Source organism: Robertmurraya sp. DFI.2.37 (assembly GCF_029211245.1).
GTDB classification, from domain to species: Bacteria; Bacillota; Bacilli; order Bacillales; family Cytobacillaceae; genus Robertmurraya; species Robertmurraya methanolica_A.
The window spans coordinates 1-6,280 of record NZ_JARGEJ010000104.1; the positions used below are offsets into that span (position 1 = coordinate 1).

General features: G+C 36.3%; 11 protein-coding genes. 3 read left to right on the plus strand and 8 right to left on the minus strand.

What is annotated here, in order from left to right; all coding sequences use genetic code 11:
- The 3 genes from PZE06_RS25190 to PZE06_RS25200 all read left to right on the plus strand — a co-directional run.
- Positions 1–86 (plus strand): IS3 family transposase (locus PZE06_RS25190; protein ID WP_275791704.1); only part of this gene is annotated, 86 nt, incomplete at its 5' end.
- A gap of 39 nt (positions 87–125) precedes the next feature.
- Positions 126–956: a two-component system sensor histidine kinase NtrB gene (locus PZE06_RS25195; RefSeq protein ID WP_150917714.1), complete on the plus strand. Its 831-nt coding sequence runs from the start codon at positions 126–128 to the stop codon at positions 954–956.
- A gap of 89 nt (positions 957–1,045) precedes the next feature.
- Entirely contained in the window at positions 1,046–1,228 is a 183-nt protein-coding gene (locus PZE06_RS25200) for a hypothetical protein (RefSeq protein WP_150917717.1), read from the plus strand.
- A 106-nt stretch (positions 1,229–1,334) separates the two neighbouring features.
- Here PZE06_RS25200 and PZE06_RS25205 read toward each other — a convergent pair whose 3' ends face one another.
- The 8 genes from PZE06_RS25205 to PZE06_RS25240 all read right to left on the minus strand — a co-directional run.
- Entirely contained in the window at positions 1,335–1,637 is a 303-nt protein-coding gene (locus tag PZE06_RS25205) for a hypothetical protein (RefSeq protein ID WP_150917720.1), read from the minus strand.
- A 51-nt stretch (positions 1,638–1,688) separates the two neighbouring features.
- Positions 1,689–2,117, minus strand: coding sequence for an acyl-CoA thioesterase (locus PZE06_RS25210; RefSeq protein WP_150917723.1), 429 nt, complete (start codon positions 2,115–2,117; stop codon positions 1,689–1,691).
- Entirely contained in the window at positions 2,117–4,459 is a 2,343-nt protein-coding gene (locus PZE06_RS25215; RefSeq protein ID WP_150917726.1) for an AAA family ATPase, read from the minus strand. The genes PZE06_RS25210 and PZE06_RS25215 overlap by 1 nt, the downstream gene beginning before the upstream one ends.
- 103 nt (positions 4,460–4,562) lie before the next feature.
- Positions 4,563–4,793, minus strand: coding sequence for a small acid-soluble spore protein Tlp (gene tlp / locus PZE06_RS25220; RefSeq protein ID WP_150917729.1), 231 nt, complete (start codon positions 4,791–4,793; stop codon positions 4,563–4,565).
- Positions 4,794–4,915: 122 nt separating this feature from the next.
- Positions 4,916–5,068, minus strand: a complete 153-nt coding sequence (locus PZE06_RS25225; protein WP_095306103.1) for an acid-soluble spore protein N — start codon at positions 5,066–5,068, stop codon at positions 4,916–4,918.
- Between the two features lie 68 nt (positions 5,069–5,136).
- Positions 5,137–5,268 (minus strand): FbpB family small basic protein, encoded by a 132-nt coding sequence (locus PZE06_RS25230; RefSeq protein WP_095306102.1) that lies wholly within the window; start codon positions 5,266–5,268, stop codon positions 5,137–5,139.
- A 160-nt stretch (positions 5,269–5,428) separates the two neighbouring features.
- Positions 5,429–5,968, minus strand: coding sequence for a peroxiredoxin family protein (locus PZE06_RS25235; RefSeq protein ID WP_150917732.1), 540 nt, complete (start codon positions 5,966–5,968; stop codon positions 5,429–5,431).
- A 217-nt stretch (positions 5,969–6,185) separates the two neighbouring features.
- Positions 6,186–6,280 (minus strand): IS3 family transposase (locus PZE06_RS25240; RefSeq protein WP_275792036.1); only part of this gene is annotated, 95 nt, incomplete at its 5' end.

Consider the following 6,280-nt stretch of genomic DNA (forward strand, 5'->3'; position numbering starts at 1 on the left):
TGGTTTACTATAACAACTATCGATATCAGTGGGACTTAAAAAAGATGACCCCTATTCAATATAGGAATCATCTTCTAGTTGCTTAATCTCTTTTTTTATTGTGTCCTTGACATAGGTGCCAGTTTATGTTTTGCCACCCATTAGAGTCTGCAACCAATAAAACTTTCGAACAAATGAAAAGCATGAGACGCAAATTACGACAATCTAAACTGCGCCTTCAAGAGCTTGAGAAAATAAAAGAAAAGTACGATGAACTGGAACTCCATCGCAGCTATTTATCAAATGTTGGCCAACTTGCAGCGGGCATTGCTCATGAAATTCGGAACCCATTAACGACCATTAAAGGGTTTATACAACTAATGAAGCCATATTTAATTGAGCTTGATAAAGAACAATATGCAAGTATTGCTTTGGATGAAATTGAGCGAGCAAATAAATTGCTTTATCAATTTTTGAATGCAGCAAAGCCACAAATAAATGAACGGAAAGAAGTATTAATTAATCATTTAATTGAAGATATTGCGCTTCTTTATGAAGGGGAAGCACACTTAAGAAATATCGTCTTGGAAACGAGCTTGCAGTCCAATATTCCCTCTATTTTCGTTGAGGAAAATCAATTGAAACAAGTGTTGGTAAATATGATAAAAAATGCGGTTGAGGCGATTCATTCAAGTGAGCAAAACGAGGGAAAAATACGGTTGTCTAGCGAGAGAATAGATGATGATATCATCATTAGCATTGAAGATAACGGGTGTGGATTAAGTGAAGATTCGCTTAACAGGCTTTTCACCCCTTTTTATTCGACAAAATTATCTGGGACAGGGTTAGGCTTGGCGATTTGTAAACAAATTATTACTGACCACGGAGGTAATATTGAAATTTCAAGCTTTCTTAATGAAGGTACAACTTTTCGCATCCGATTACCTCTGCAACCAAAGCTCCAGCTTCATGCTTAACATATAATAATTCAATAAATTGACATAATAAGGATCCTGAATATGCTTCCTTCTACTTTACAATAAAAGAAAAGTAGAAGGTGATTTAAATGAAGGAGCCTAGTTCATTCGTTAAAGACTATATTTATTTAACAGATATATCCGCTTTAGAAGACGATTCAGACTTTTATGTGGAACTGTATCCTTATCATCCTGATTTACAATGTAGTGGCTCTCCTATTAAAGTTCTTCATAATTTTGATGAACTCATTGATTTTCTGGAGAATATGTAAAACCGTAGGCATCACTATTTTCAGCGATCTCCTGTTGATTTTTGTAAGCATCGTCCCGCTGTGTATTACATTCTAACGAAAAAATATCGCAAAGAAGCAGACTTGGCTACATCTGCTTCTTTATGAGATCCGTTAGTTTGTTTTCTTTTTGGAGAATGATTTTTTCTTGCTCTCCTAATATATCAAAATGAGAATACCCATCTTCTCGAACGTGAATCCACTCTTTTTTTAGCCCGTAGGTTTGTCCCCATTCCGCTAATTTCTGTAAATCACGACAACCTACTTTTGTTACTGTTTTACATCCAGGAAATCTGTCGTCGAGCCAATAGTGAGAGAGAAAGGCGATTTCTCCATCTTCAATAGCTTGTTTCCAAGCACGTAGGTCTTCTTTTTTGATTCCAAATGCCATAGACGCGCACTCCTTTAAGAACATTAATGCGGAAAACAACCTTTTTCGCGATTAAACCACTTCTTTTTTCTTGGCTTTTTCATAGGCGCTATGCCAATCTGGATATTTTCTTTTTATTGAAATAGGTCGAAAGTTTTCCTTTTTGACACACACATGCGTCGATTGCCCAATTACAGCAAGTTCCCCTTTACCTGTGTAGATTTCATAGCCATAAATTACTTTTAATCCATCATACGCCTCGATCCAAGTATCGATTTTCGCCGTTTCTCCATATCGCAGCGGCTTTTTATAAGAGACTTGTATATCAAGAACAGGTGAGATGATCCCTTCTTTTTCTAGTTCTGCATAATTAAAACCTAATTGTTTAATTAATGCTGTACGCCCAACTTCCATCCAAACAAGGTAATTGGCGTGATAAACGACTCCCATTTGATCGGTTTCTGCATAGCGCACTTCAATTTCTTTTGTAGCCACTTCCATTATGAATCTCCTCTTCTCAGTTTAGTTAATGAGCTTTCGATATCACTCTTTTGAACAAGAGTCGCTTCATTGATGACACTTGTTATGTTCTCATATTCCATCAGTCGTGAAGCCTGTGCTTGAATGGCTTCATCCATTAAGTTTGTTGCAAATCTGCCATTTCCATTTATATCAATGTGGCTGAGTTCCTTTTGTAAATACTCTTTCGCTTCAGTTGAAAGCTCGTATTGATAATTTGAGCCGTAATGCTCCATGATTTCTATCAGCTCTTCGTTCGTATAGTCATGAAAATGAAAGAATTTCTTAAAACGTGATCGTAGACCAGGATTACTTTCTAATAATTGTTCCATTTCATGAGGATAACCTGCAAGAATGATGACTAGATTTTCATTATGCTTCGTCATTTCATCAACAAGTGTATCAATCACTTCTTTACCGAAATCCCCTGATGTTTGACTTAAAAGGGAATACGCTTCATCAATGAAGAGTACACCGCCCAGAGCTTCGCGAATCTTCTTTTTTGTTTTAATTGCCGTTTGCCCGACATAGCCTGCTACAAAATCAGCTCTACTTGTGACAAGTAGATGGCCTCTCTTCAAAATGCCACATTCCTTTAAAGCCTGTGCATAAATTTTGGCAACAGTTGTTTTTCCAGTTCCTGGATTTCCCATGAATACAGAATGAAGCTGTAAAGGAAGAACGGGCAGGCCGTGTTCCCTTCTAGCCTGTTGAATCTTAACAAAGGAGATTAGTTTTCTCACTTCTTCCTTTACTTCATCAAGTCCAATTAGTTGTTCTAATGAAAGCTTTGATGTCGCCGTCTTTTCCGTTTCTTCTGTCACGAAATCATCTTTGTCTAAAAGCGTGTAATCGAAAATGGTTTGCTGTTCCCCAGCTTTTGCTCCTTTATGAAAAATAGCATCAAGGATTAAATTGTGAACCGTTCTAGCGTTGCCAAATGTTTCGTCTACACGCTCTTTCTCCAGGCGTTTTCTTAGTTGCACTTTTGCTTCATCCGTTAAAACATAATCATTCTCTTGTGCGAACTTCTCTGCGATTACTATTAATTCATCCTCGCTGTAATCTTCCAAATGAATCAAGTTTGATCTTGGGAAGCGGCTGCGTAGTCCTGGATTAGCATCTAGAAATTGACTCATTTCCTCTGGATATCCGGCCATTACGACCGCGAACCTTCCGCCAAATTCTTTCCCTGTCATTAATGAAACGAGCGTGTCAATCGCAGTCTGACCGTAGTCATTGCCCGTTTGACCTTCCCTTTTTAAGCTGTAAGCTTCATCGATAAAAAGAATTCCTCCCAATGCTTTCTCCACGACTTTCCTTACATTTTCTTCTGTCTGTCCAACATATGCTCCAACTAATTGAGAACGATCAACTTCTATCACATCTTTTCGTGGCAAGACGCCAAGTTCGTGGTAAATATTTGCGAGGAGCCGTACTAATGTTGTTTTCCCGGTTCCAGGATTCCCGGTAACGACCATATTTAAGCTAATTTCATCTTTTGTTTGAAAACCGATATCTTTCCGAGCCTTTTGATATTTAAGAAATTGATAGAGTGCCTTAACCCTTTTTTTTACAAGATCCAAGCCAATCATTGAATCCAATTCATTGAGTGCACTACGAGCTTCACGAATTTCCTTTTCTTGAAATTGTTCGCTCCATTCATCCTTGATTCTCTCGATATTTTCAAGATGTGCTTTCATATCATAAAAGTAGCTTGTATTATAGAAAGAACCTGAAATCGTTTGTTCAAATTCCTCTGCCGCTTTTCTTACACCTACAACTGCTTCAATAGCTTTTTCAAGAAGGTCGATTAGTAGTTCATATTTATGTAAGAGTTCTATGTCTTTTAAATCCTTGACATTTTTCGCTGCTTCTTCGAGATCTTCAAGATGCTCTTCATTTTCCTGTAAAAATAACTTACATAAAACAATAATTTGCTCTGCGGTTTTCTTTTTTTGTTGGCGATTATCCGTTTCGCGAATAGTTGGAAATTGTAGATTTGTTAAAACATCTTTTTTTCCTTCCCATTGAAACTGAGCGAGAAACCGTTTCGCTTCTTCGTTTTTAGGATTTAAGCTCTGCGCTCTTTCCATCCAAGCGCGTACTACGGAATCATGGGCATTGATTTTTTTGATTCTTGAGGTTGCTGCTAATGACAAAAGGGTTGATAACAGTTCTTTATCTTTTTCCTCATCCAAAGTTCTTATCTGTTCGATTAATTGAATCTCATTCTCTATGTGCCCCTCCTCAATGATTTCCTGTTTCCATTTTGAAAGGAGCTTCGTTATATGTTCTCTCTGTTCATCTTGTTGATTTAACATGAATATCACTTCTTTTCTAACCTATATAATCTTTATCTTATCAAATTTTTACTTTTTCACAAAAAAAATCGACCTGATTCATGATCAGGTCACAAAAATGGAATTATTTTTGATGATTTTGTGCATCGTACTCATCTTTTATTTCTTCACGCATCGAATTAATACTTTCGCGCCTTTTTTCATTTTTGGCAGCAATCTGTGCCCGATCCTTTTCATTGGAAAAATCCATCGCAGCCTCGGCTTCTTCCATATTTTCAATTGTGTTATGAACCATTTCTTGAAGTTTTTCGACATTATCACTACGGTCATCTGGATTTGGTCTATTATGAGCCAATTACTATTCCTCCTATCATAAGTTTTGTACAAGATTAGTTTGCAACTTTCTTTTGAAAATATATCACCATATTTTGTCACCGTATAAATAAAAAACTCGCCTTTGGCGAGTTTCATATCGATCTATTCACCTTTTGTTTGGATGACTTGGGCATGCTGACCAGATTTGTCTTGCATTTTTTTGCCTTTGTTTCCTCCAAACCCACGTGGTTGGGTACCAATATGATTTGGTACATAGTGTTCTGAATTTCGTTTATGTGTTTTGTGCTTGCTCATCATGATCCCTCCTATTTATTATTATCAGCATGGAGAAGGAAATCATAATTGGCAAGTTCTATAAGTTTTTATCTTGCTTGTCCTAAACGCTTCTTTTCCAGTCTTTGCTCAATTTTTTCAAGAGCTTCTTGATCCTGTAAAAGTTGCCGTTTATTTTCTAAGACAAGTTCTGAAAAAGAGCGCTTTCTTGGTTTTCTCATTTAAATCACCCTCCTTACCACTATTGTAACAGTCATTATCTCCATTAAATATTAAAATTATTACAACTTTTTGAAAATTTATTATGCTACATTGCTCCATTAGCCACTATATGCAAAACCCTCTTAAAAGTTAATAAACCTTAGTATAAAATAACTAAGGCTACAATTCTTGTGTTAGTTCTCTCATTTTATCAATTGACATAGCACCGATGAATTTATTTTGAATAGTACCACTCTCGTCAATAAAAAATGTTGTTGGGATTGTTAAGATGCGATATTGTTTCATTACTTTTTCATCATTGTCAAGCAAAATTGGAAAGTTAATTTTCATTTCCTTTACAAAACCAGCTACATCGTAATCCGTGTCGATATTGACAGCAAGAATTTTTATTTGATTGCCTTCTTCAGTATAAAATTTTTGCATGTCGGGCATTTCAGCTTTGCAAGGCGGACACCATGTTGTCCAAAAGTTCACCATGATTTTTTTTCCTTTAAGATCAGACAAGCGAATCATTTGGCCATCTAATGTAGGCAATTCAAAGTCCGGTGCTTTTGAACCGACTTCTGGTCCTTGGTCGAGACTGACTGGAATCGCAGCAGCATCACTTTTGTTTTCAGTTTCAGGCTCCTTTATTCCATAGCTGATCCCAATTGCTAACAAAACGAGAAAAGTTAAACTTGCTGTTACTCTCTTGAACATGTAATACCACCTCTCTCTTATGACAATCTATCGTTAGTATATCCTTTCTTAAAAGAAAAAAAAGAAGCATATTATTAGGATTTTGTGACATAATAAGAAAAGTTTTATCCATGTCTAGACAACATTAGTTAAGTTGGATTTCTCTCTTTAAAAAAATAAAAAAAGCTGATATCAAAAAGTCGTTAATGGTGGTGACCCCACAAAGTTAGAGTTTTTATTAAGCAGCTGATTGGCTGGTTTGAGTTCGGTATTGTATTGGACTTAAACCAGCTAATTTTACTTTTATACGCTTATTATTGTAGTAATCTATGT

Coding starts and splice junctions, on each gene's coding strand:
- PZE06_RS25195 (WP_150917714.1), top strand. CDS start 126: ATGTTTTGCCACCCATTAGAGTCTGCAACCAATAAAACTTTCGAACAA.
- PZE06_RS25200 (WP_150917717.1), top strand. CDS start 1,046: ATGAAGGAGCCTAGTTCATTCGTTAAAGACTATATTTATTTAACAGAT.
- PZE06_RS25205 (WP_150917720.1), bottom strand. CDS start 1,637: ATGGCATTTGGAATCAAAAAAGAAGACCTACGTGCTTGGAAACAAGCT.
- PZE06_RS25210 (WP_150917723.1), bottom strand. CDS start 2,117: ATGGAAGTGGCTACAAAAGAAATTGAAGTGCGCTATGCAGAAACCGAT.
- PZE06_RS25215 (WP_150917726.1), bottom strand. CDS start 4,459: ATGTTAAATCAACAAGATGAACAGAGAGAACATATAACGAAGCTCCTT.
- PZE06_RS25225 (WP_095306103.1), bottom strand. CDS start 5,068: ATGAGCAAGCACAAAACACATAAACGAAATTCAGAACACTATGTACCA.
- PZE06_RS25230 (WP_095306102.1), bottom strand. CDS start 5,268: ATGAGAAAACCAAGAAAGCGCTCTTTTTCAGAACTTGTCTTAGAAAAT.
- PZE06_RS25235 (WP_150917732.1), bottom strand. CDS start 5,968: ATGTTCAAGAGAGTAACAGCAAGTTTAACTTTTCTCGTTTTGTTAGCA.